Origin of the sequence: Streptomyces sp. NPDC101393, from assembly GCF_044767385.1 — a bacterium.
GTDB lineage: Bacteria > Actinomycetota > Actinomycetes > Streptomycetales > Streptomycetaceae > Streptomyces.
This window is the reverse complement of sequence record NZ_JBIWNU010000002.1, coordinates 143,328-167,016: the sequence shown is the minus strand read 5'-3', so window position 1 is coordinate 167,016 and position 23,689 is coordinate 143,328. Positions and strand designations below refer to the sequence as shown.

General features: G+C 69.3%; 19 protein-coding genes and 2 pseudogenes. 13 read left to right on the top strand and 8 right to left on the bottom strand.

Translation table 11 applies throughout. The annotated features are described in order from the left end of the window. Positions 1-51: 51 nt before the first annotated feature. A complete protein-coding gene (locus ACIRQ7_RS06415; RefSeq protein ID WP_404260352.1) occupies positions 52-1,536 on the bottom strand; it encodes an MFS transporter in 1,485 nt (494 codons plus the stop codon). A 488-nt stretch (positions 1,537-2,024) separates the two neighbouring features. Here ACIRQ7_RS06415 and ACIRQ7_RS06410 point away from each other — a divergent pair, with 488 nt between their 5' ends. From ACIRQ7_RS06410 to ACIRQ7_RS06385, 6 genes are all read left to right on the top strand, one after another. Then, positions 2,025-2,690 (top strand): DUF4097 family beta strand repeat-containing protein, encoded by a 666-nt coding sequence (locus ACIRQ7_RS06410; RefSeq protein WP_404260350.1) that lies wholly within the window; start codon positions 2,025-2,027, stop codon positions 2,688-2,690. Positions 2,691-2,845: 155 nt separating this feature from the next. Then, positions 2,846-3,664 (top strand): alpha/beta fold hydrolase, encoded by an 819-nt coding sequence (locus ACIRQ7_RS06405; RefSeq protein ID WP_404260348.1) that lies wholly within the window; start codon positions 2,846-2,848, stop codon positions 3,662-3,664. 362 nt (positions 3,665-4,026) lie between these two features. Next, positions 4,027-5,319 (top strand): ABC transporter substrate-binding protein, encoded by a 1,293-nt coding sequence (locus ACIRQ7_RS06400; RefSeq protein WP_404260346.1) that lies wholly within the window; start codon positions 4,027-4,029, stop codon positions 5,317-5,319. Beyond that, the gene (locus ACIRQ7_RS06395) at positions 5,319-6,308 is read left to right on the top strand and encodes a carbohydrate ABC transporter permease (RefSeq protein ID WP_404260344.1); all 990 of its coding nucleotides are present in this window, start codon (positions 5,319-5,321) and stop codon (positions 6,306-6,308) included. The genes ACIRQ7_RS06400 and ACIRQ7_RS06395 overlap by 1 nt, the downstream gene beginning before the upstream one ends. Then, positions 6,301-7,170 (top strand): carbohydrate ABC transporter permease, encoded by an 870-nt coding sequence (locus ACIRQ7_RS06390; RefSeq protein WP_404260343.1) that lies wholly within the window; start codon positions 6,301-6,303, stop codon positions 7,168-7,170. Before ACIRQ7_RS06395 ends, ACIRQ7_RS06390 begins: the two co-directional genes overlap by 8 nt. Positions 7,171-7,176: 6 nt before the next feature. After that, on the top strand, positions 7,177-8,403 hold the full coding sequence (locus ACIRQ7_RS06385) for a Gfo/Idh/MocA family protein (RefSeq protein WP_404260342.1): 1,227 nt from the start codon (positions 7,177-7,179) through the stop codon (positions 8,401-8,403). A 99-nt stretch (positions 8,404-8,502) separates the two neighbouring features. Here ACIRQ7_RS06385 and ACIRQ7_RS06380 read toward each other — a convergent pair. Together ACIRQ7_RS06380 and ACIRQ7_RS06375 are read right to left on the bottom strand one after the other, a co-directional pair. Further along, a pseudogene (locus tag ACIRQ7_RS06380) lies at positions 8,503-9,132 on the bottom strand (DUF6333 family protein); the annotation flags it as partial. Positions 9,133-9,370: 238 nt separating this feature from the next. Beyond that, complete coding sequence (locus tag ACIRQ7_RS06375) at positions 9,371-9,910, bottom strand: winged helix-turn-helix transcriptional regulator (RefSeq protein ID WP_404260340.1); 540 nt, start codon at positions 9,908-9,910, stop codon at positions 9,371-9,373. 91 nt (positions 9,911-10,001) lie between these two features. On the opposite strand from ACIRQ7_RS06375, the gene ACIRQ7_RS06370 reads away from it, so the two are divergent. Continuing rightward, positions 10,002-10,769: a methyltransferase domain-containing protein gene (locus ACIRQ7_RS06370; protein WP_404260338.1), complete on the top strand. Its 768-nt coding sequence runs from the start codon at positions 10,002-10,004 to the stop codon at positions 10,767-10,769. A gap of 105 nt (positions 10,770-10,874) precedes the next feature. Here ACIRQ7_RS06370 and ACIRQ7_RS06365 read toward each other — a convergent pair whose 3' ends face one another. Next, positions 10,875-12,056: an alpha/beta hydrolase gene (locus ACIRQ7_RS06365; protein WP_404260336.1), complete on the bottom strand. Its 1,182-nt coding sequence runs from the start codon at positions 12,054-12,056 to the stop codon at positions 10,875-10,877. A gap of 293 nt (positions 12,057-12,349) precedes the next feature. On the opposite strand from ACIRQ7_RS06365, the pseudogene ACIRQ7_RS06360 reads away from it, so the two are divergent. The 4 genes and pseudogenes from ACIRQ7_RS06360 to ACIRQ7_RS06345 all read left to right on the top strand — a co-directional run bounded on the left by ACIRQ7_RS06360 (position 12,350) and on the right by ACIRQ7_RS06345 (position 16,457). Then, positions 12,350-13,008, top strand: a pseudogene (locus ACIRQ7_RS06360) (DedA family protein). Positions 13,009-13,125: 117 nt separating this feature from the next. Continuing rightward, positions 13,126-14,349 (top strand): sensor histidine kinase, encoded by a 1,224-nt coding sequence (locus tag ACIRQ7_RS06355; RefSeq protein ID WP_404260334.1) that lies wholly within the window; start codon positions 13,126-13,128, stop codon positions 14,347-14,349. Beyond that, positions 14,340-14,984, top strand: coding sequence for a response regulator (locus tag ACIRQ7_RS06350; protein ID WP_404260332.1), 645 nt, complete (start codon positions 14,340-14,342; stop codon positions 14,982-14,984). Before ACIRQ7_RS06355 ends, ACIRQ7_RS06350 begins: the two co-directional genes overlap by 10 nt. A 417-nt stretch (positions 14,985-15,401) precedes the next feature. Continuing rightward, a complete protein-coding gene (locus ACIRQ7_RS06345; protein WP_404260330.1) occupies positions 15,402-16,457 on the top strand; it encodes a D-alanyl-D-alanine carboxypeptidase family protein in 1,056 nt (351 codons plus the stop codon). A 301-nt stretch (positions 16,458-16,758) separates the two neighbouring features. Here the strand turns inward: ACIRQ7_RS06345 and ACIRQ7_RS06340 are convergent, their stop codons facing one another. From ACIRQ7_RS06340 to ACIRQ7_RS06330, 3 genes are all read right to left on the bottom strand, one after another. Then, positions 16,759-16,983: a hypothetical protein gene (locus ACIRQ7_RS06340; RefSeq protein ID WP_404260329.1), complete on the bottom strand. Its 225-nt coding sequence runs from the start codon at positions 16,981-16,983 to the stop codon at positions 16,759-16,761. 174 nt (positions 16,984-17,157) lie between these two features. Beyond that, a complete protein-coding gene (locus tag ACIRQ7_RS06335; RefSeq protein WP_404260327.1) occupies positions 17,158-17,805 on the bottom strand; it encodes a class I SAM-dependent methyltransferase in 648 nt (215 codons plus the stop codon). 1,432 nt (positions 17,806-19,237) lie between these two features. Then, positions 19,238-19,816, bottom strand: coding sequence for a dihydrofolate reductase family protein (locus ACIRQ7_RS06330; RefSeq protein ID WP_404260325.1), 579 nt, complete (start codon positions 19,814-19,816; stop codon positions 19,238-19,240). A gap of 604 nt (positions 19,817-20,420) precedes the next feature. Here ACIRQ7_RS06330 and ACIRQ7_RS06325 point away from each other — a divergent pair. Further along, positions 20,421-20,756, top strand: coding sequence for a DUF4333 domain-containing protein (locus ACIRQ7_RS06325; RefSeq protein ID WP_404260323.1), 336 nt, complete (start codon positions 20,421-20,423; stop codon positions 20,754-20,756). A gap of 394 nt (positions 20,757-21,150) precedes the next feature. On the opposite strand, the gene ACIRQ7_RS06320 is transcribed toward ACIRQ7_RS06325, so the two are convergent. Beyond that, positions 21,151-22,053, bottom strand: coding sequence for an NADP-dependent oxidoreductase (locus tag ACIRQ7_RS06320; protein WP_404261319.1), 903 nt, complete (start codon positions 22,051-22,053; stop codon positions 21,151-21,153). Between the two features lie 339 nt (positions 22,054-22,392). On the opposite strand from ACIRQ7_RS06320, the gene ACIRQ7_RS06315 reads away from it, so the two are divergent. Beyond that, a complete protein-coding gene (locus tag ACIRQ7_RS06315) occupies positions 22,393-23,679 on the top strand; it encodes a flavin-containing monooxygenase (RefSeq protein ID WP_404260322.1) in 1,287 nt (428 codons plus the stop codon). Positions 23,680-23,689 lie beyond the last annotated feature (10 nt).

Genomic DNA, 23,689 nt, shown 5'->3' with positions numbered 1-23,689 from the left:
AGTGCCAGGGGTCGGCAGGGGGCGCCGGGTGCACGCCGAGGAAGCCCGGATTCAGCCGCAGGACGCCTCGGCGCCGAGCCGTGCCCGCTCCTCCGCGTCCGCGTCGAAACCGACAGGTTCCCAGCGCTTCACGAGCAGCGCGGTCAGGCCGAGGACGGGCGCAATGAGGATGACCCAGTACAGATCCGTGCCGAGGCCGCTGCTGAGAACGGGGAAGAAGAAGAGCGTCAGCGTCGAACCGAGTCGCAGCACGGCCTGGTTGAAGCCGATGCTGACGCCGCGCATCGACGTCGGGAAGCCCAGTGAGGCGTAGCTCATGATGTGCGCGCCGGGGCCGAAGCCCTGGGCGAACATGAAGGCGCCGAGCATCAGGATCCCGGCCGTCACGACGGCCGTTCCCGACGGTGCGCCGATGAGGCCGAGCACCGCGATGGCGACGAGCTGGATGGCGAATCCCAGCGTCATCATGGGCCAGGCGCCCCGGGTCGCCGCCCAGCGGATGCCGAGCAGCCCGCCGGTCAGGGCGAAGACGAGATTCAGGGTGAAGGAGGACGCGATCGTGGTCAGCGGACCCTGGGTCATCAGTGTGGCGATGATGATCGGCAGCCCGAACGCGACGGCGTTGTAGCCGAAGGTCTCGGCCACGCCGACCGTCACCGACTGGAGGGTGCGCGCACGGTACGGCGGGCTGAAGAGCCGCGCGTACGAGGCCAGGCCGGGCCGGGGAGGGCGGGGTGCTTTCGCGGGCACATCGTCGGCGACGCGCGCGTCCACGCCGTACGACTCGCGCAGGATCCTCGCGGCGCTTTCCAGGTCACCCTGGTCGGCGGCCCAGGTCGGGGACTCGTTCATGTGGCGCCGGCGCAACACCAGCACGATCAGTGCGGGCACCGCGCCGAAGCCGACGGTGAAGCGCCACAGCCAGCCCAACTGTGCGTCCGGCAGGACGAAGTACAACAGCATGATCACCAGGTAGCAGCCGCTGGTCGCCGCGTACCAGGCGGGCGACCACGCGGCCGTCCGCGAGCCCTTGCTTCCCTTGCCCCGCAGACGGGAGAACTCGGCGAGGAACGCGATGGCGACCGGAATGTCCATGCCGACGCCGATGCCCATCACGAAGCGGGCGACGGTCAGCGTCCACGCGTCCTGTGCCACCGCGCACACCAGCGCGGTGACGACGAAGAAGACCATGTTGGCCATGAAGACCCGGTAGCGGCCGATGCGGTCCACCAGCCAGCCGCCGAGGAGGGCACCCACCAGCGAACCGACGCTGATCGAGGCGGTGACCAGGCCCGCCGCGGCAGAGCTGAGGCCGAACTGCTTCGTGATGTCGGGCAGTCCGTACGCGAGGGAGCTCAGGTCGTACGCGTCGAGGAAGATGCCGCCGAGCGCGATGATCACGATCATCTTCGCGTTGCGGCCGCGTGCCGTGCCCGAGTTGACCAGATCGGAGACATCGGCCGCCGTACGGATCAGCACCGTGCCGGACGCCGTCTCCTGCGGCGTGCTGACGGGCAGGGGAGAGGTGGAGCTCACGGGTGCCTTCCGGTGTGGTGCAGGTGGTGCGGGGACGTACCGCGGAATCGTATGCACCGTCCGGGTCCCGTCCGCGCGGGTGTCCGCATTACGGGCAGCTGTGCGCAGGCTGCGCTCGGCGGTCCGCTGCTGCCTACCCGTGGTCCGGGCTTGGTCGGGCGGCGTCGTCCACGGCGTTCGGTGGGCGAGGTCGTCGGCCGGCCCCAGCGCGATCTGCCCGGCGCTCCTGCTGGGTGAGTCCGCCTCCCGGCATCGCGATCTCCTTGGCGGTGCTTCGTGGCGGTCCTGGCCACGCCCCATAGCGTTCACTTCTCATCCATTGCAATGAAGGGGTAGCGTTCGTTGCGTTAAGCGTAAGCTCGTTGCAACAGTTTACCGTCATCTAACTGCATGTTTGTTGGTTGAGTGCAATGAGTCTGTTGCCGCTCGATGGAAAGCAACGTAGCGTTTCGCATATCAGAAACAACCAGCAAGCACGGGAGAGCATGATGCAGAAGTTCGATACCCCCGCCCCGATCTCCGTCGTCCTGGACATCCCCGCCGGACGCATCCAGGTCATCGCAGCGGACCGCGCCGACACCACCGTCGAGGTCCTGCCCGCCAGCCCTTCCAAGGCCCGCGACACCACGACCGCTGAGCAGACCACCGTCGCGTACGCCGACGGTGTCCTGCGGATCCACACCCCCGAGCCCAAGAGCCGGCTCTCCGGCCCCTCCGGATCTCTGGAGGTCACCGTTCAGCTGCCCGCCGGTTCCCGCATCGAGGCCAAGGCCGCCGCCTCCGAGCTGCGCGGCGTCGGCCGCCTCGGCGACATCGTCTTCGAAGGTGCCTATCGCCAGATCAAGATCGACGAGGCCGCGAGCGTCCGCCTCACCGCGGTCGACGGCGATGTCGAGGTCGGCAGGCTCAACGGCCCCGCGGAGATCAGCACCGCACGGGGCGAAATCCGGATCGCCGAGGCCGTGAGCGGAACGGTCGTGCTCCGCACCCAGTCCGGCGACATCTCGGTCGGCGCCGCCGCCGGGGTCTCGGCCGCCCTGGACGCCGGCACCGACCACGGCCGCATCAGCAACACGCTCAAGAACGACGGCACCGCCGAACTAGACATCCGCGCCACCACCTCGCACGGCGACATCACCGCCCGCAGCCTCTGAACGCGCGGAGCCGGGACATCCGGCCGGGCCCACCGCGATCGAGACCCTTCCGGTCGTCGCCGAGGGCCCGGCCCGGTAGTCCCCAGAGGCCTGGGATTCACCTGCACAGCACGCAGAAGTCGTACCGCAACGCCCAACGTGACCAGGGAGAACGCATGACGAAGAACAGCATGTCCCCGACCGGTTCGCCGTGGACCGGCATGGTGCCGGTGGACGATACCGCCTTGGCCGTCACCGACACCGGCGGTCTCGGCATCCCCGTGCTCTACCTCAACGGCCAGTTCGCCACCCAGGGGTACTGGCGACGGGTCACCGCCGAACTGGGCACGGGATGGCGGCACATCACGTACGACGAGCGGGCCCGCGGCAGGAAATCGAAGCGCTCGGCGGACTACTCCTTCGAGGCGGCCGTCCGGGACGTCGACGCCGTTCTCGCCGCCAGGGGCGTGGAACGGGCGCTGCTGGTGGGGTGGTCGTACGGAGCGTTCGTCGGAGCGCACTGGGCCGCCCGGAATCCGGACCGCACCCTGGGCGCGGTCCTGGTCGACGGCGCGTTCCCGTACGACTGGCTGGACGAGGCCATGGAGCAGCGGATCCGGAAGATGTTCCGGCGGATGAGCTGGTTCCTGCCGCTGCTGCGCCCGACGGGCCTGGCCCCGCGGATGACCGCAGAGCAGCAGGCGGACAGCAACATCGAGATCGGCGTGATCTCCCGCGAGCGCGAGCTGGGCCCCGTGCTGGACGGCATCACCGTCCCGGTGCGCTACGTGGTCGCTTCGGGGACGTCCCTCGGGAGCCGCGGTGATGAGCAGGAACGGATACGCGCCGGCCTCGACGCGGTGACCGCCCGCAATGCGCACATCGAGATCGGCGCGAAGGTCGCCAGCAACCACGGCGCGATTCTCAAGAAGGACTACCCGGCCATCGCCGAGGCCGTACGCGAGGTCGCGGCCCTCGACCACGGGGAACGCTGAGGCGCGACCGGCGTGCCGATGGACGCGTCGGCGGATGACCGCGATGAGCCTCGCCGGCGCCCTCAGGTCCCGTGGACGGGGGAGTGTTCCGGCGCGTGACGCCGGCCCCGTACCCGCACGACCCGGATGGGGCGGCCGGGCTGCCGCGTCGGCCGTAGGCGCGGGCGAGAGAGCTGTGGCGGCCGACTCCCGGCATCCCGATGCACAAAGATGATTGGAAGGGCCTTGACCCCGTCAACTTTGAGCAAATACCGTCCGGGTGTCTCGGCAGTGGGGCGGCGTCCCCCAGGGCGGCCCGCTGCCGACTTCACGGCCTCTCCCGCGCGGTGGGGCCGACGGCACCATCCCCAGGAAGGCTCCGCGTGCGTAGACGTTCCCTCCTCACGGCGGCCGCCGCCTCGACGCTTGCGGCGGCCCCGCTCGCGACGGGCTGCGGCCCCACCTCGTCATCGGCCTCCGGTGGCGGCTCCCGGCGCGGCCATCTCACCTACGGCGTCTGGGACGTCTACCAAGTACCGGCCATGAAGCGGGTGGCGCGGGAGTTCGAGCGCTCCCGGCCGGGGGTGACCGTCGACGTTCAGCTCACCCCCAACGGGACGTACTGGACCAAACTCCAGACCGCGTGCACGGGCGGCGTCGCTCCGGACGTCTTCTGGATGAACGGGCCCAAGTTCGGTCTCTACGCGGACGCCGGGCAGCTGCTCCCGCTGGAGACCGACGGACCGGACCCGGTGCTGCGGCCCGCCGACTTCCCGTCCGACCTGGTCTCCCTCTACCGCTGGAAGGGCACCCAATACGGCGCCCCGAAGGACTTCGACACCGTCGCGCTGTGGTTCAACAAGGAGATCTTCGACCGCGCCAAGGTCGACTACCCGGACGCCGGCTGGACCTGGCAGGACCTGATATCCACCGCGCAGCGGCTCACCGACCGCAAGCGGGGGATCTACGGCGTCGGTGCCCCGGTCCGCCAGCAGGAGAACTACTACAACTCGATCCCGCAGGCCGGCGGCTGGGTCATCTCCCCGGACAAGAAGCACTCCGGCTACTCCGACGAGCGCACCCGGGAGGGGCTGCGGCTGTGGATCGACCTGATCCACCGCTACCGCGCCGCGCCGTCCCTGCAGCAGATGACCGACACCGATCCCACCCAGATGTTCCAGTCCGGGACGCTGGCCATGACGTATGAGGCGTCCTACAACGCGGCGACGTTCTACGCCGATCGCGAGCTGCGGGCCAAGGTGGACGTCGCGCCGATGCCCAAGGGCCGGCGGCGCGCCACCGTCCTGCACGGCCTGGCCAACTGCATCTACGCCCGCACAGCGCAGCCCGAACTGGCCCGGGACTTCGTCCGGTTCCTCGGCTCTGAGCGCGCCTCGCTGCTCCAGGGCAAGTACGGCACGGCCATCCCGGCACGCAACGGCACCGCGCAACCGTGGGCCGCCGGTATGCCGCACTTCGACCTCCAGGTGCACCTGGACGCGCTCGACTACGCGGTGCCGTTCCCCAGCTCCGCCAACAGCCCCGCATGGCAGCACAAGGAGCAGATGTGGCTGGCCCAGGCGTGGAGCGGCGACGAGAAGCTCAAGGACGTCACCGGCTCTCTGACCACCGCGATGAATCTCCTGCTCGCGCAGGAGAGAAAGGGCCGGTCCTGATGAGCCTCGATGTGCGTACGGAATCCGCCGTGCCAGGACGACGCAGCCACCCGGCCGCCGTGGACCAGCGGGAACTGCGCCGCCGGGCGCGCCGCTTCCAGCACCGGGACAAGTGGTGGGGTTACGCGCTGATCGCCCCGGCCGGGCTGGGCCTCGCGGTCTTCTACCTGTGGCCCGTGGTGCAGACGGTGTACTACAGCTTCACGCAGTGGGGCGCCTTCGGCGGGACGACCTGGATCGGCCTGTCCAACTACCGCACGCTCGTGGACGATCCCGAGTTCTGGAAATCGCTGGGCAACACCGGCATCTACACCGGGCTCGTACTCCTGGGGATCCCGCTGTCGATGCTGCTGGCGGTGCTGCTCAACCTCAAGGGTCTGCGCGGCACCGGTATCTACCGCACGTTCTACTTCCTGCCGGTGGTCACGATGCCCGCCGCGGTCGCGGTGGTCTGGCGCTGGCTCTACAACGGCGACGTCGGCATCCTCAACCAGGCACTGTCCTCGATCGGCATCGACGGCACCTACTGGGTCTCGGACCCGGACACCATCCAGTTCGCGGTCGCCGTCGTCGGCGTCTGGATGACCGTCGGCTACAACATGATCCTGCTGCTGGCCGGTCTCCAGAGCATCCCCGCCGACTACTACGAGGCCGCGTCGCTCGACGGCGCCGGGCGTATCCGGCAGTTCTTCTCGGTCACCCTGCCGCTGCTCAGTCCCACGCTGTTCTTCACCACCGTGCTGTCGATCATCCAGTCCCTGCAGGTCTTCGACCTGGTGTATCTGATCATCGGCGCCAACACGCAGAACTCGCTGCAGAACCCGGCCTTCGCCGATGGCCAGACCGTCGTGATGCTCTTCTTCCAGAAGGCGTTCTTCGACAACCAGCGCGGCTACGGCGCGGCGATCGTCTGTGTGCTGTTCGTCCTGATCATGGCGCTGACCGCCGTCCAGTTCCGGTTGCAGAAGAGGTGGGTCCACTATGCCTGAGGCGACGCGGGGCACCCGGGAGCCCCTGAACTCCCGCCGTACACGCCGGGCGGGCGCACTGTGGCCCGCCCACGTCCTGCTCGCACTCGGCGCGGTGATCACCGTCTTCCCGTTGGTGTGGGAGGTGCTGACCTCCTTCAAGAGCTTCGGCGAGTCCGTACGGGTGCCACCGACGATCCTGCCCGCGCAATGGGACTGGTCGAACTACGCGAAGGTCTTCGAGTCGATTCCGTTCGGGCAGCAATTCGTGAACACCCTCGTGATGTCGCTGCTGCGCACCGCCGCCCAGCTGCTGCTGTGCGCGATGGCGGCCTACGCCTTCGCACGCATCCGCTTCCCCGCACGCGGCGCGATCTTCCTCGGGTTCCTCGCCGTGCTGATGGTGCCCGGACAGCTCTTCCTGCTGCCGCAGTACCAGATCATGCAGAGCCTCGGCTGGCTGGACTCCATGCAGGCGCTGGTGGTCCCCGGAATGTTCTCCGCCTTCGGCACCTTCCTGCTGCGCCAGTTCTTCATGGGGCTGCCCGAGGAGTTGGAGGAGGCGGCCCGGCTGGACGGCGCCAATCCCTTCACCGTCTTCTGGCGGATCGCGCTGCCGCTGGCCCGTCCGGGGCTGCTGGCGCTGGGCATCCTCACGTTCCTGTGGTCCTGGAACGACCTGATGTGGCCGCTGATCGTCAACAGCGACCCGGCCAGGATGCCGCTGTCGGCCGGACTGGCCTCCCTCCAGGGCGCCCATCTGACCGAGTACCCGGTGCTGATGGCCGGGTCCCTCCTTGCCACGCTCCCGGTGATCGTGGTGTTCGTCGCGATGCAACGCCAGTTCATCCAGGGCATCGCGTTCTCCGGAATGAAGGGCTGAGCACACATGACCGACACCTCCGTCGCCCCGGCGGACCACCGCCCGCACACCCGCGACCTGCGGCTGGGCGTCATCGGGCTCGGCCTGCGCGCCACCCTCGCCAAGGAGGCCCACCACCCCGGCGAGGGCTCCGTGGTGGTGGCCGCCGCCGACACCGCGCCCGGTATGTTCGGCCGGGCCCGCGAGTGGTTCGGCGACGACGTCCACGTCTACCCGGACCACCGCCAGATGCTGGCCGCCGAAGACCTGGACGCGGTCTTCGTCATCACCCCCGACCACACTCACGAGGCCCTCGCCGTCGACCTGTTGGAGGCCGGGGTCGCCGTCTTCGTGGAGAAGCCGCTCGCCATCACCACCGAGGGCTGCGACCGTGTCCTCACGGCCGCGCGGACCTGCGGCACCCGGCTGTACGTGGGCCACAACATGCGGCACATGCCGGTGGTGCGGGTCATGCGCGACCTCATCCAGCGCGGTGAGATCGGCGAGGTCAAGGCCGTGTGGTGCCGGCACTTCGTCGGCCACGGCGGCGACTTCTACTTCAAGGACTGGCACGCCGACCGCCGCAACACCACAAGTCTGCTCCTCCAGAAGGGCGCCCACGACCTGGACGTCATCCACTGGCTGGCCGGCGCGTACACCGAGCGCGTCACCGCGCTCGGCGGCCTCACCGTCTACGGCGACATCACCGACCGCTCGGGACAGGCCCCCGGCGCCGTCATGCCCGACTGGTACGACCCCGAGCACAACTGGCCGCCGCTCTCCCTCACCGGTCTCCACCCCGTCGTCGACGTCGAGGACCTGTCGATGATGGTCATGCGACTGGAGGGCGGCATCCACGCCAGCTACCAGCAGTGCCACTACACGCCCGACTACTGGCGCAACTACACCGTCATCGGCACCGAAGGCCGGCTGGAGAACTTCGGCGACCACGGGGAGAGCGCCGAGGTCCGCGTGTGGAAGCACCGCAGCGGCTACCGCGCCGACGCCGACCTCGTGGTCCCGATGACCTCGCCCGGCGAGGGCGGACACGGCGGTTCCGACCCGAAGCTGGTGGCCGAGTTCCTGCGCTTCGTCCGCTCCGGCGGCGCGACGGACACCAGCCCGGTCGCTGCCCGCGAGGCGGTCGCCGCCGGGGTCGCGGCCACGGAGTCGCTGCGCGCCGACGGCCGCCCGGTCACGGTGGATCGTGTCGCCCCCGACCTGGCCGACTGGTTCGCGGGCGGCCAGAGCTGAGAAGGTCGAGCAGCGGCGCGCCCCTGCGCGCCGCACGGCTGCCCCCGGCCGGACGGGAGCACAACTCGCCGACGCATGCGGGAACCGGCTTCCGGATCGTCAACGGTGCGAAAACCAGGCCTCCTTCATCCGGTACGTGGAGCTGCTGGTGTGGCGGACGCGGAAGACGGACATCGGGAGGTCCGCCCGGCCCCACGGGTCGCCCGGTCCGAGCGCCAGCCGACCCAGGGTCCGCCAGTCGATTTCGTCGGACTCCTCGTCCAGGTCGATCGATTCCTTGGCGAGAGTCTCCGGGCTGATGCCGAGGGCACGGACCACGGTCTGAGGGTCGCCGGTGACTTCCAACGGTTCCACGCCAGGCCAGCCTTCGGTGTGCAGCGTCAGGCCGTCGGGGAGCTGGATGAGGTCTTCGGTGTGGTCTTCGCCGCGGTCGACGTTGGCGGATCCGACGATCCTGGTGTCGGGGTTGCGCTCGCGGAGAGTGGTGGCTGTCCCGAGCAGCGGAAGATCTCCGATGGTGTCGGCCAGGGCCGGGTCGGTCAGGGAGATGACGTTGCCCCAGCAGCCCACTTTGATGAGGTCCAGGTCAGCCCGGTTCTCCAGAGCCAAGAAGTCGCCTGCGGAGACGGGGGTCAGCTCTTCGAGAATCTCGTCGACGGTGTCGAAGTTTTCGGCGAAGTGGCGGGCTTTTTCCGGGTCGTGGGGAGAGAAGTTCACGGTGCCCGCGGGGAAGGGGGGAAGGGGGGAAGGAGGAGGGTGAGGGTGTAGTCATCCCCATGTCCCCGAACTTCTCGATCGGGTGGGTAGGTCCAAAAAGTGGTGTCGGTCATGTGGGGCACCGTAGCGATGGGCACTGACAGGCGAAGTTAGCGGCATGCTGACGTGCGGCAATCCAGAGCCAAAGACCTAAATGAAGCTGCCCAGGCGCATTTGATCACGAGCGTGGTTCACGGCCGGTGGGTCTTGATCAGTCCACCTGCTCCTCGTCGCATGCGGCTTCCGGCCCCTGCCCCCGCGCGGCGATCAGCGGGCCCAAGAGTCGCGTGCCCGGTCCTACCCGCCCGCCGGGGCCGGGTAGTTGGGTCGTGTCGGCCACCGTGAGCGGTTCCTGGCAGGCATCGCAGGCCACGACCGGCGTGGTGACGTGACCGCAGGCGTCGTGGCGGATCCGGGCGGGCGGCCCCGCGGGCGCGGCGTACCACTTGTCGCCCCAGGTCATCAGCGCCAGCAGGACGGGGTAGAGCTCCCGGCCCTTCTCCGTGGCCACGTACTCCTCGCGCGGGGGGCTGGCCTGGTACCGCTCGCGCGTCAGCACCCCTTCCTCGACCAGCCGGGCCAGCCGCGCGGCGAGGACCTTGCGGGACAGGCCGAGGTCCTGTGCGAGCTCGTCGAAGCGGCGGATGCCGACGAGGATGTCGCGCATGATCAGGGCCGTCCAGGCGTCGCCGAACAGGTCGGTTGCGCGGGCGATCGAGCACGCGACGTCGGAGAGGGGGGTACGGGTCACGAGCGCATCGTATCGCCCCTGAGTTCCCTCAGGGAACTCACTGATGCTACGTTTCCGCAAGGAAATTGACGGAACGTCGAGGGAGTCTGCCATGACCAGCGCCCCGCACATCGCTCTCGACTCGGCCGGGCCCGATATCGTCGACGGCCGCCACATCCGGGCCCTGACCTTCCAGGCCGTACGGATGGAGTACCTGCGCCGCGCGTTCGGGGAGCTGCACATCGAGGCGGCCGGCAGCCGGGCGCTCGTCGTCGGCAGCGGGCGCGGCCTTCTGGCCCGCGGCCTCGCCCGCCTCGGTTTCGAGGTCGTCGCCGCCGATCCGGCCCCCGCCGCGACGGCCCTCGCCCTGGAGGCGGACGACGGGCAGGGCGTCACGTACCTGACGGCACCCGCGGAGGAACTCGCCCTGCCGGACGGCTCCTTCGGCCTCGTGTACTGCGCCGACACCCTCGAAATCACCGAACGGCCGGACGCGGTCCTCGCGGAGGCGGCGCGTGTGCTGCGCCCCGGCGGCGCCTTCGTCTACGACACGGTGAACCGCACGCTCGCGTCCCGCCTCACTTACCTCGGCGCGTTCCAGGCCTTCCCGGGCACCCGGATCATGCCCCGCGGCCGCTACGCCGCACAGCGACTGCGCCGCCCGGCGGAGCTCGCCGAGGCCCTGGACCGGGCGGGCCTGTCCGCGAAGGACGTCTCCGCGTTCAAGCCGAGCGCCGTCCGCAGCCTGGTGCGCGCGACACGCGGGCGCAGGCGCGGCACCCTCACCGATGACCAACTGCCGGAGCTGGTCGACATGGTGCTCCAGCCGGAGGGCAGCCCGGTGGTGACGTATCTCGGGTACGCGGTCCGCCGGGCATGAGCCACACGCCCCGCCCCGGACCGGCCACCCCGGGCGCACTCCGAGAGTGGCATCGGGAGTTCTAGCGGCATGGCCTTGGGCCCTGAGGCCCCAGCGCGGGTCGGCTCACCGGGAGACGGGGAAGGAGCGTGCCATCTCCGGAAGGGACCGCTGGAAGGCGGCGTAATGGCTGACGCCGCCCTGGTCGACGACCCGGGCCCTGCCACCATGCGCCGCCACCCGCTGCGCGCAGTGGTGGCTGTTGGCCATGGGCACGTCGTGATCGCCGGTGGCACTGTAAAGCGTGACGGGCGCCTTTGGCCTCCAGTCGCAGGTGAAGTCATTGCTGCGCAACACCGCCAGCAGCCCCCCGCTGGGGTTCCGCAGCTTCGCGTACCAGTGGTCGGAGAGCAGCTGCGGCAGGGTCTCCGGCAGCTTTCCCGCGATCTGCTCCGCGGGGTGGTCGCTGTCGAAGAGCTCTTCGACGTGCTCGGCGTACGGGGCGCGGAAGACCTCGCGCGGGTCGGAGTAGAGGTGGTGCAGGCGGTTCTGTGCGACGAGGAAGTAGGCGGTGTAGAAGACGGCCGATTCCGGGCCGACCCGTCCGTCATAGATGCCGGGCAGCTGGCTGCCCTCTAGGTCGTACGCGCCACCGACCGCCGCCACACTCCGGAGGCGGAAGCGCGGGTCGGCCCCGGAGGTCAGAGTCCGGCCGAGCGCCATGGCTACCTGCCCACCCTGCGAGAAGCCCGTGGTGGAGACCCGCCCGTCGAGCGGCCGGCCGAGTCTCGGAGCTGCCGTGTTCGCGGCACGGAGCATGTCGAGGGAGGCGGCGGCCGCGGAACGGTTGTCGAGGTAGGGGTGCGTGCCGGGGCCCGTACCGAGGCCGAGGTAGTCGGGAGAGACGGCCGCGCGCCCGGCCGAGGCGTAGAGGAGGGAGACCGTGCGGTCCGGGCCGTCCGCGACGGATGCCGCGTAGCCCCGGTAGGCCAAGGTGCCGTGATGGTGGACGACGGTGGGCAGCGGATGTCCTCCGCCGCGTGGCAGCGCGAGGAGCCCCGACGCGGTGGTCGGTCTGCCGTCGGGGGCGACCGTGCGGTAGGTGAGGCGGTACGCGGCGACGCCGTACCGGGCGGTGTCGGTGGGATAGCCCGCCTGCTGCGCTTCCTTGACGATGCGTGGGTAATCGCGTTCACCGAGCGGCACCACCGACAGCAGCTCACCGCGCGGGTGTTCCCGCCCGGATCCCTCCCCGGCGGCGGGTACGGGGGGAAACGTCACGAGCGTCGCGAACGCGGCGGACGCCACCACGGCCGCTCTGCGCCGACCGACGCCCCATGGCCAACGGGCCCTGCCTGTACGTGTTCCGGCTCGCCCACTGCGGGTTTTCCTGCGAGTGATGTCATGGCCGAAAAGCTAGCGATCGGCGCCCGAGCGGAGTATGCGGACTTCCGCACATTCCACCTGCGGAAAACCCCACTGCGCTCGACGGTAATCCGCATACCGCAGCCGAACCGTGCTTCCTGGCGTTGCTCGTGCATCGCGGCGCCAGTATCTCGGCAGCCGACTCCCCGCAGCTTGGAGCAACGGGCACGGACTTCCTGACTTTCGCACTTACCCAGGAGCCCGCGAGCGGCATCGCGGGCTGGGCGGCCGGCCTCGTGGACGCGAGGGGCGCCCCGGGCGCCGGGCGCGCCATCGCTCTGGAGAACCTCTTCCCGCCCTTGCCCAGTGAGGTGATCCTGCCCCTGACCGGCTTCGCTGCCGGACAGGGCGTGATCAGCCTGGCGTCCGCGCTGTTCTGGACGACATGCGGTTCGGTGGTAGGCGCCGTCGCCCTGTACTGGATCGGGGCGCTTCTCGGCCGTAGCCGTGTGCAGGAAATCTCGGCAAAGCTGCCGCTCGTCAAGGACTCCGATCTGGAGCGCACCGAGCAGTGGCTCGCCAAGCACGGCACGAAGGCGGTGTTCGCGGGCCGTATGGTGCCGATCTTCCGCAGCCTCATCTCGGTCCCGGCCGGCGTGGAACGGATGCCACTGCCGACCTTCCTGGCCCTGACGACCCTCGGCAGCCTGATCTGGAACTCGGTCCTGGTGATGGCGCCTACTGGCTGGGCGACCAGTGGGAGGTGGCGGAGGCCTGCGTCGGCTTCCTTTCCCGGGCCGTTCTCGTCCTGGTGGTCGTCGTCATCGCCGTCTACGTACTCGTGCGTGTCCGGTCCAGGAACCAGCCCCAGGCCCAGCACCGTCGCTCTTCCTGAACCTCGTCGACGGCCAGAACCCCGTTGATGAACGGCAACGCGCACCCCCCCGCCTACCCGCGTCTCACCCGTCCGAACGAACGTGCCCAGAGAGGCCGCCCCCTGATGTCACCAGGCGTGCAAGGAAACAGGACAGGTGCAGAGATCCACCGTCTGCCGTCGAGGTCCGAACCACGGCCGGAGAGCGGTGGCGCCCCCGTATCCGCGACCGCGTCGGCGCCCCGCCTCCTCAAGGCGGCCGGCGTCCTGCTCGGGTGCTTCACCGCTCTGCTCGGCCTGCTGTACTTCATCCTGGCCGGGGCTGCGCTCGGCGCCTTCCTGCTGTGGCCGCACACCCAGGGCCGGGCCTGCACCGCGCTCTGCGCGGGAGCCCGCAGGCTCACCGAGCTGGATCGCGCCCGCCGCTCGGCCTTTTTCCACGACACGTTCCCCGACCACCACAGCTCCGACCGAGCGGTCCTGAGCTACCTTGCCGCCCGCACGTACAGCGGCCTGCTGTGCAGCATCGTGGTGGGACTGCTCGTCTTCGGCATCGTCCTGGCCGGGCTGCTCACCGCGGGCCTCGCCCGGTCCACGCTGACCTGGCAGGAACTGCTGACCCAACTGCTCCTCGGCGGCGTCCTGCTCTACCTCGACATACAGGGCCTCTCCTCCCTGGCAGCTCTCGACACCCGGCTCGCACGGAAGTGCTTCGGGCCCTCCGAGCACGAGGTCCTCGTCCGGCGCATCAATGAACTGGCCGCCAGCCGGGCGGCGGTGGTGCAGGCCGTCGACGTCGAGCGGCGCCGCGTCGAGCGCGATCTGCACGACGGAGTCCAGCAGCGGCTCGTGGCGCTCGCCATGCTGCTCGGCCGGGCCCGCCGCAGCAAGGTGGCGGAACAGGCGGATGCCCTCCTGGAGCAGGCGCACGAGGAGTCGCAGGAAGTCCTCACCGAACTGCGCGAAGTGGCCTGGCGGGTCTACCCCTCGGCGCTCGACAACCTCGGTCTGCAAGAGGCGCTCGGCGGAGTCTCCGAGCGGTGCGCCGTCCCTACCCGGATCGAGTACGACGCACCTGGGGCACTGCCGACGCCCATCGAGACAGCCGCCTATTTCGTGGTGTCGGAGGCCGTGACCAACGCGGCCAAGCATGCGAGGGCCGAGGACGTCTTCATCAGAGTGAAGCGGTACGACACGTTCCTCGCGGTAGTGGTCCGCGACAGCGGAATCGGCGGCGCCGACCCTGCGGGCAGCGGTCTGACGGGACTGCGCAGCCGGGTGGCCGCGTTGGACGGCAGACTGGACATCGACAGCCCCCCGGGGGGACCCACCACCATCACCGCGGAGCTGCCGTGCGCGTAATTCTCGCCGAGGACTCGACCCTGCTGCGAGAGGGGCTGGTGCGGCTCCTCGTCGAGGAGGGGCACGAGGTCCTCGCGGCGGTGGGCGAAGCGGTCTCGCTGCTACGGGAGGTGGAGACGCAGACACCGGACATCGTGGTCACCGACATCCGGATGCCGCCGACGCACAGCGACGAGGGGCTGCGCGCCGCGGTGGAGATCCGCGAGCGCCGGCCGGGAGTCGGCGTCCTCGTGCTCTCCCAGCACGTGGAGCGCGACTACGCGGCGCAGCTCCTCACATCGAATGCCGAACGGGTCGGCTACCTCCTCAAGGACCGGGTCGCGCAGGTCGAGGAGTTCCTCCACTCTATGGAGCGCATCCACGCAGGCGGCGCCGCCATCGACCCGGAAATCGTGCGGCAGTTGGTCGTTCGCAGCACCCACGGCGACCCCCTCGCACGGCTCACCCCACGCGAGCGGAGCGTCCTGGAGACACTGGCGCAGGGCCACACCAACGCAGCCATCGCGCAGAAACTGCACATCTCGCTGAGTGCGGTGGAAAAGAACCTCAACATGATCTTCGAGAAACTGGAGCTGTCGCACACCACCGGCTACAGCCGCCGGATTCTCGCGGTGCTGCGCTACCTGGAGTCCTGAGAGGTGCGAGGGCCCGGGTCCCGTCCGGTGCGAGGGGATCAGCCAATGTCCGCCGCGGAGGACTGGTTGCCACCGGGCCCAGCAACAGCGTTGCGCCGGGGTCGCATTGGGTTGCCCGAGCGCCAAGGCAGGCCGAGAGTACGGGAGTTGGCAGCCGGTGTCGGCAAACGGGGCATCAGCGCCGGCAGTGAGGCGGGAACTCAGGGAAGCGGCAGCAACTCAGGGAAGTCGATCGGGCGCTGCGAGCGAGCGACCTCACAGGGCCCACCAGTCACCTGCACAACACATTCACACAGGTCAACCCGTTACACGGCTATGACATACCCCGCTTGACAGTCACTGTCATCGCCCAAGTAGGTTCACCATGAACCGAGTTTCTCCTACGTACCGGCGTCCCGCCGGGAGAAGGGACGCCCCATGGGTGCCCATGCCCGCCCCAACCGAATACACCGCACCGGAGTCCGGATCGCGATGGTCGCGCTTGTCGGTGCCGCCCTGCCGATCACCGCCGGCGGCCTCGCCGAGGCGGCCACCCCCGGCGCCACGCACTCCGCGGACGAGAACGACCAGCAGGGTGGCGAGGCCACCGCAACGACCGACCGGAACCAGGGCGCGCAGCAGCAGTTCCAGTCAGACCAGACGGCCCAGCACGCTGTCAAGAGCAAGGCCGCCGGTGCGCAGGACCAGGCCGCGCCCCAGATCAATGCCGACCACGCCTTCCTGCTGGACGCCCGCGACGGCACCCAGGAGCGGGAGATGTGGGGCGGGGCCAAGGCGGACGAGAGCGTGCCGATGGCCAGCACCACCAAGATCATGACCGCCCTGGTGGTGCTCAAGCACCCGGAGTGGCTGGACCGGCAGATCACGGTGAAGCAGGAGTACCGGGACTACGTCCAGAAGGTCGGCGGCAGCACCGCCGACCTCCAGACCGGCGACAAGCTGACCGTCGCGCAAATGCTGCACGCCATGCTGATCCCGTCCGGCGACGACGCCGCGATGGCCCTGGCCGACAACTTCGGCGCCGGGGACACCGCGGACGCGCGGATCGCCGACTTCGTGAACCAGATGAACGCCGAGGCGCAGCAACTGGGCCTGACCGGCACGCACTTCGACACCTTCGACGGCGTCTCGCACGGCAACAACCACAGCACCGCCCGCGACCTGGCCAAGCTCGGCCAGCGCGCCATGCTGCAGCCGGTGTTCGCCGACGTCGTGAAGAACAAGCAGTTCAAGGCCGAGGCCCCGGCGGCCAACGGCCACATCCGGTACTACACCTGGAACACCACCAACGAGCTGCTGAGCACCTACGACGGTGCCCTGGGCGTCAAGACCGGCAGCGGCCCGGAGGACGGCTACTGCGTCGTCTTCGCCGCCAAGCGGGACAACCGCACCCTGGTGGGCGCGATCCTCAAGGACGACAAGGGCCGCTTCGACGACGCCACCAAGATGCTCGACTGGGGCTTCGCCCACTGAGCAGGCAGCCCCGACGCTGAGCCGGCACGGCGCGCACCGTGTACGGCACAGCCGGCCCCTGGCCCAGCCTCACGGCGTACGGGCCAGGGGCCTTCCGCGTTGCGGCGGTCCCTGGCCCTGCAGCCTGCCGTGCCGGCAGCTGGTGCGGGCCGGCGGTAGCCGGGCCTGTAGCGCGGCCATGTCGCCGGTGTTCGGAGGAAGCCCTGCACACCGTCGCGCACGCTCTTCACCTGGACGAGGCCGAACCCGCACACCACGACGACCTGGCCGGCGCACGGCCAAGCCAATCCTCGGCCGAGGCTCAAGCCGCCCTCTGCCCCTGCTCGGTGATCATCTTGAACAGGGCCTGGGTCGTGTCCTTCTCGGAGTCGATCCCGTGGACCTCAGCGCCTTCAAAAGTGACGGGCTCGGCGCTCCGGGCGAACATGCCCTGCTCGTACGCGGTGAGCACGGCCTCGATGTCGTCGGGATACGCGGCGTGGGTGTTGCCGAGTCCGGCGCCGATGACCGTGACGGCGGTGTGCATGGTGGCTCCTCGGGGTCGGGACCGCCCAGCGACCTCCGGCGGCTGTTTTGTGAAGGTGTCAGCCCCCGCTGACAAGCAGTCGACATCGGTCCGACAGCACTCCTTGGATGACCTCCATGGATGACCTACGCCCGCCCGGAAGGACATTCAGCTGTGCGGAGAGGCGGCCCCTGCTCAGGTCTTACGGGCGAGCAGCTGAATCTCCTGGAACTGCCGGCGGTCGGTGGGCTGCGGCTCGCGAACCATCCGGGCCACCTCGGCCAACCCGGACGTGCGCAGCATCGCGGAGAGGTGATCAGGCGACCACCGATAGGCCGGCGCGACCGCGTGGTCGAAGACCTGGGTCGGGTGAGACGGGCCATCGGTTGCCGAAAAGCCGAGCAGAAGGTGGCCGCCAGGTGCCAGCACGCGGTGGAACTCCGTCAGGATGACGGGGACGTCCTGCGGCGGCGTGTGGATGATGGACCAACGTGAGAGTACGCCGCCCAGTTCGCCGTCACCGATGTTCAAGGCGGCCATCGCGCCCTCGTCGAACCGCAGGCCCGGATAGGCCTGCCGAGCCAACTTGACCATCGCAGGAGAAGCATCGACACCAAACGCCGCCAGCCCCAACTCGCCCAGATGGGCGGTGATATGGCCAGGACCGCACCCCAGATCCGCGACCTGTCCGCCCTCACTCGCCCTTACGGACTCAGCGAAGGCGCCCAACATCGCACGGTCCAGGGGACTGTCGCGCAGCGTGTCGCGGAACAGCTGCGCATAGGTGTGGGCAGCGGCGTCGTAAGCATCAACGGTGGTGCTGAGGGCATCATGTTCGACCATGCTCGCGACACTAGTTCCTGGCCGTGAGGCGAGCCGAGGGAATCCCGATCTCCCGCCGGACGGTTCGCATGGGCCATCGCTGGTCCAGAGAAGCCTGCACCCGACGTCGCCTGGCGCCCGATGCCCTGGGCTGTCGTCCGGCGTGCGCCGTCATGGCCCGAGTTCTGGCGAGCAGATCGGTCAAAGCCGCCCCGTCGCACGTGTCGGCCACAGCGCAAAGGCTTCGCTCCACCGCTTCCACGTCCTTTCGGGACGGTTCCATGCCCATGTGGTCGAGCGCGAAGGTCAACAGCTTGAGATGTCGAACACCGTCCTCCACGGCGCGGGCACGGAACAGCTCGGCTCGGAGTCTCTCGGCGTCCATGGCCTCGCACTCCGCGGCGAGGGCGTGGAAGTCGTTCCGCGGCCAACCCACGATGGTCGGGAAGTCGTGTTCACACAACGTGTCGTCGAAACAGGCCACCAGGAGAGCCGACCGGGCGGTGGCCCACGAACTCTCCCGCACCAGAACGCGGTTCACCCGGCCGCGCCGCAGTTGGACTCCCTCAGGAACTGTCCGCGGAGATTCTGAGGCCGGAGACCCTTCCACCGCTCTGACGCGACGAAGCTCGTGGAAGAGGATTCTGCACGCGTCCGTGGAAGGGGATGTGTCCGCGGGTGGGCGTCGATGGTGCATGGCGATGAAGAGCGCCCGCTCGATGATGTCCGTCTCCTCCCAGCTGAGAAGGACGCCGCCTGGTGTCACAGCTCTAGTCATTTCTCCCGGATTCTCTGTCGCCACCACGCTTCGGCATGCCATGAACTGACAGAAGCGGCCCATGGATCGGGCAGGGTACGACGAAGGAATTCCGCATCCAGCTGAGCCACGATCTTGCGGAGCCCGGTCCGGGCTGCAGGCGGCAGTCGGCGGAGCGCCTCTTCGAGGATGTCCCGAGCCTCAGTGGGATCGCAGCAGGGGCAGTCATCCCACGGCAGAGAGAGATACCGGCCGGATGGGCGGAGGAACCCTTCGTATTGGTGCAGGGCCTCGGCGACAGCACCACGCCCGAAATGCTGGGCTTCGATCTGACCGATGGCTGCCCGGGTTCGCCGAGGCACGCCCGAAATCTGGCAGGCAGGGGGAGTGCCACGGGGGTTTGGCCGGCGCTGAGCGCGGATGGCGCCGGGAGGCCTACGCGCCATCAGCCTTTCGGGTCCGAGTCATGGTGCAGATCATGCCAGGCCCCGGAAACAGTGGGTCAGTAGCTCAGAGTGGGTCCCACCGGTTGCCGGGCGGAACCGCGGGGGCCGGCGCCGCCGGCATCCCGATCGAGGGTGGGCGCCGGGGAGCGGGGCCGGCGTGGGCAGTGGGATTCCGGGCCCATCCCACCCGGTGGTGGATCCGCAGGTTCGGCTGCCTGGCGGGGCGGGTGGGGTGCATGGGGAGGAGGGCTCAGGCATGCAGGGTGGGCCGGTAGATCAGCTCTTGGGTGCGGCCGTCGAGCGTCCGCTGCTCGATCAGCTCGAGGTCGAAGTCGGCGGCGCCCTGGAAGATCGGGTCCAGCCCGGTCTGGCCGGTGATCACAGGGAAGAGCGTCACCTGGACGCGGTCGACCAGACCGGCGGCCATCAGGGCCCGGTTCATCGACAGGCTGCCGTGCGAGCGCAACGGCACCTCGGACTCCTCCTTGAGCCGAGCGACGACATCGACGGCGTCGCCGCTCACGACGTTCGCATCCGGCCAGTCGAGGGACCCTTCCAGCGTGGTCGAGACCACCGTTGCCGGCAGGTTCCTCATCCGCGTGACCCATGGGTCACGCACCTCGGACTCCTCGGTGCTCGATGCCAGCATCCGCGCGAACAGCCGATAGGTGTTGGCCCCGAGGACCATCCGCTGTTCTTCGCCGTACAGGGCGAGGCGGTGTTCGAGGAGCTCGGGGCCTTGCTTGCCCCAGTAGCCGCTCCAGTTGTCGCTGGCGCCGCCGAAGCCGTCGAGGCTGGAGAAGACGTCGAATGTGTAGGTGACCGACATGGTGCGCTCCTCGAGTGCGATTGCTGTTGGTGGCGTGTGTGGGTGCAGACCGGAAACCGCGGTGAAACTCATCGGCCCGGAAGCCGCATCCGGGTCCGGCCACTCCGGATGGGGCTTCACGGGCTGGACCCCGGCCCAGAGGGTGAAGGGCACCGCGGTGGCGCCATCGTCATGCCGCCCTTCCACGTCCTGCTGCCCTTACTCGGGGCTTCAGCGTATGGCGGGGCCAGGGACCGGCATACGCAGCCGGGCCGTCGCCATATGGGTGTGTGACGGAGTGTTTCGTTGGCCGGTGAGGGTGAGGACGGCTGTGTCTCTTGTGGCGATACCGGTCGGCGGGCACGAGCGGATGACGATTCCCCGCGCTCCGTGTGATGAAGCCGAACATGACAAAAGTGGTCGTGCCGGGCCCTCTCACCAGCGCAAAGGAACAAGCCTGTAACAGGCACGCGTCCTGCAGAACGCTGCCGGCGGGGCCCGCGTCCTCATGATTGTTCCCCGCAGCTCATCAGCAGGGTGAGTGGAGCCGCCGTAGAGGGTGGAGCGATGAGGAACGTGCAGCGGGTTGGCCGGGCCGACCCGAAAGGATCGTGAGGAGTTGAGCATGAAGCGCATCATCATCGCCCTGAGCGTGGTGGCTGTCCTGGCAGCAGGCGTGGTGACGGTCGTGGTGAACACGGCGGGCGACGGTTCCGTTGCCACTGCCAGCGGGAAAGGGCCGGCGGTGCCGCGGACGGACGTGGAAAAGCGTGCGGCGGAGGACTTTTCCTACCCCGGGGACGACCCCGATTCGGTGAGCTGCCCGAGCGGGCTGCCTGCCAAGAAGGGCGCGACCGTGCGGTGCACCGCCGCGTTCGGGAAGAAGCACCAGACCATGGAGGTCTATGCCGCCAAGGTCGAGGGCGACCAGGTGTCGCTGGGCTTCGGCTTGCTGAAGTAGCACAGCGGCACCTGAGGAACGTGAGGACCGCAGCTGATCTCGGGCGTGGCACATGGCACGCCCGGGATCAGCGGGCCGGACGGCTCGGACTGAACGGTTTGGAGCCACCCGTTCTCCCAGATGAGGGCGCGCGGCTTGGGTCGTGTTCCGGGCGTCACGGCGGAGCCTTGTTGGGGGCGCGGACGGTGACCCATACCGCTGGCGCGCTCGCCCCGATGAGGGCCCGTCACGAGATGCCGCATTCTTCATCAAGGCGCTGTTGCCAACCCTCGTGGGCCAGTTCGATCCACACCCGAGGATCCCGCCCATCCCGTTGCGCCGAGTCCGCAGATTCCGTGAATCGATCGGCATCGCCTTGGCTGTGGAGCGCCACTGCCGGTACCTCGCCGCGGCATCAGCCGACCAGCAGCACGAGCTTCCCGCGCAGCTGACCCTTCTCGCCGACGCGGTGCGCCTCGGCGATCTCGGCGAGCGGGAATGTCCGCGCGACCGGAAGTGAGAAGCGTCCGGCCTCGATCAACTCGCCGATCCCGGCGAGGGCGTGGAGCGCGCGGCCCGTGTCACAGCGGCTGAACTTCACCCCGTGCTGCTGCGCGCCGTCGAAGTCGGCGGCCGTCACGACGTGTTCCGGTCCGCCCGCGAGAGCGATGAGTTCGGGCAGCACGCCGCTTCCGGCGACGTCGAGCGCGAGGTCCACACCGTCAGGCGCCAGCTCTCGCACCCGCTCGACGAGGCCCGCTCCGTAAGTGACGGGCTTGGCCAGCAGTGAGCGCAGATAGCCGTGGTTGGCGGGACCGGCGGTGCCGATCACGCGTGCGCCACGTGCCACGGCGAGCTGGACGGCGGCGCTGCCGACGGTGCCGGAGGCGCCGTTGATGAGCAGCGTGCTGCCGCGCTCGACGCCGAGTTGGTCAAGCGTGCGCGTGGCCGTCTCGATGGCGGCCGGCAGCGCAGCGGCGCCGGGGAAGTCGAGTGACAACGGGACCGGCGCGTAGTGGGACAGCACCGCCAACTCGGCCTGGGCCGTGCCGTCGACGCAGAAGCCGAATACCTCATCGCCGAGGGCCACGTCCGCGACGCCCTCGCCGAGCTCGTCGACGATGCCCGCTGCCTCGTGGCCCATGGTCTGCGGGAGTTCCTCATCCATCAGACCCTTGCGCTTCTTCCAGTCGCTCGGGTTGATGCCGGCCGCGCGCACCGCGATCCGGACCTGGCCGGGCCCCGGATGCGGATCGGGGAGATCCACGATCCTGAGGACCTCGGGGCCCCCGAACCGGTGGAAACGGACTGCCTTCATCATGCGCTCCGATCTCGCCTCAGGGCGTCGCGCCAGCCGCGGTTCGACAGGGCATCCGTCCGCCGCGCCTACCGCAGTGATCATCTCATTGGGCGGGTCGGGGGCCCGCCCAGACCTGATGGCCTCTCACTTCATGACAGGGCTGTGGGGATGCCCTGGTGACGCCCCGGTCGGGTGCGACGTGGTCGGGATGTCAGTGACCGGTACCGCATCAAGAAAACAGATCGCTCGCAACGGAAACATCTGTTGGACAGTTCCATGGGCGCGCTCAAGGATGTTTCGAGCGGTAGCACAGTCAACGCGACACCCGGATGGACTACCGCCTGAGTGGAGGCATAAATGCCGAGTGAAGAGACTGAAGTGGTCGTCGTCGGGGCGGGCCAGGCAGGCGTGGCCATGAGCGAGCACTTGGGCGCCCACGGAGTTCCGCACGTCGTCCTGGAGCGCGAGCGGATCGCCGAGCGGTGGCGCTCCGAGCGGTGGGATTCCCTGGTCGCGAACGGGCCCGCGTGGCACGACCGCTTCCCGGGCCTGGAGTTCTCCGACGTCGCCCCCGACGCCTTCGCGTCGAAGGAGCAGGTCGCGGACTACTTCGCCGCGTATGCCGAGAAGATGGGCGCCCCGATCCGGTGCGGTGTCGAGGTGACGTCGGTGCGCAAGCGCGCCGGGCGGCCCGGCTTCCGAGTCGAGACGTCGGAGGGCTCCATCGACGCGCGCTTCGTCGTGGCCGCGACCGGGCCGTTCCAGCGGCCCGTGATCCCGCCCATCGTTCCGGACGGCGCCGTCCCCGCGCAGATCCACTCCAGTGGGTACCGCAACCCGGAGCAGCTGCCCGAGGGCGCGGTCCTCGTCGTCGGGGCCGGTTCCTCGGGGGTCCAGATCGCCGACGAGCTGTGCCGGTCCGGTCGTCGTGTCCTGCTCTCCGTCGGCCCGCACGACCGGCCGCCCCGCGAGTACCGCGGACGCGACTTCTGCTGGTGGCTCGGTGTGCTCGGGATCTGGGACGCGGAGACGCCTCCCCAAGGTGCGGAGCACGTCACCATCGCGGTCAGCGGTGCCCGCGGCGGTCACACCGTGGACTTCCGCGCCCTGGCCGGCGCCGGCATCGAACTCGTCGGCCTCACCGCGTCCTGTGACGAGGGCGTGCTGCGCTTCGCACCGGATCTCGCCACGAACATCGCCTTCGGCGACGCCAAATACCTGGAGTTCCTCCGGGCCGCCGACGCGTACATCGAGCGCAACGGGCTCGACTTCCCCGAGGAGCCGGAGGCCCACGTCCTCGGGCCCGACCCGGACTGCGTGACCAGCCCCCTCCTGGAACTCGACCTGGCCGAGGCGGGTGTCACCTCCATCGTCTGGGCAACGGGCTTCGCCACCGACTACAGCTGGCTCGACGTCGACGCCTTCGACGAGGACGGCCGCCCGGACCAGCGACGAGGGGTGTCCTCCGAACCCGGCGTCTACTTCCTGGGCCTGCCCTGGCTGTCCCGCCGCGGGTCGAGCTTCATCTGGGGCGTATGGCACGACGCCAGGTACGTCGCCGACCACATCACGATCCAACGGGGCTACGCCGCCTACGACCCCACAGACCGGACCGACGCCGAGTCGGCGCCCCGGAAGAACTGAGGAGCAGACG